General features: G+C 40.4%; 1 protein-coding gene. It reads right to left on the reverse strand.

Features of this window, described 5'->3' with window-relative positions; all coding sequences use genetic code 11:
• Positions 1-513 (reverse strand): IS1182 family transposase (locus HMPREF0518_RS09390; RefSeq protein ID WP_003628000.1); only part of this gene is annotated, 513 nt, incomplete at both ends.

A 513-nucleotide genomic window follows, 5' to 3' on the forward strand; every position in this document is an offset into this window, starting at 1 on the left:
GTTTCTTGCGCTAGTTCTTCTAAACCTTGACTGGTTTGTACCTTTTCTTGAGCCATTGCTTTGACTACTTCTTTGGCAATCAGTTCATCATAAAGTTCAACTGCTTGGCCTTTGAGCTTTTCATGGAACTTTTCAGCTGCCTTGCGCCAAACAAAAGTATAGCGATTAGCGTCAGCTTCAATCTTGGTACCATCAATAAAGATGGCGCCCTCATTGATTAGACCTTCTGCTTCTAACAAATTGGTAAAGTAGAGGAAGCTTTTCTTAACCAGTTCATTGGCGTGATCACTAGACCTAAAGTTATTGATGGTATGATATGAAATCTTTTGGTGCTCTGCCAATACCATCATAGGCAGGTTTTCTTCCAGCATTAATTCAATCTTTCTGCCTGAAAATACTCTTCTGGAATATGCAAAAAGCAAAATCTTAAGCATCATGGCTGGATGATAAGCAGGCCGTCCAGTTTTAGCGGTATCACCCAGCAAAACATCTTCCGGAATAGAATCAACGAAG

The sequence above is a fragment of the Lactobacillus helveticus DSM 20075 = CGMCC 1.1877 genome (assembly GCF_000160855.1).
GTDB classification, from domain to species: domain Bacteria; phylum Bacillota; class Bacilli; order Lactobacillales; family Lactobacillaceae; genus Lactobacillus; species Lactobacillus helveticus.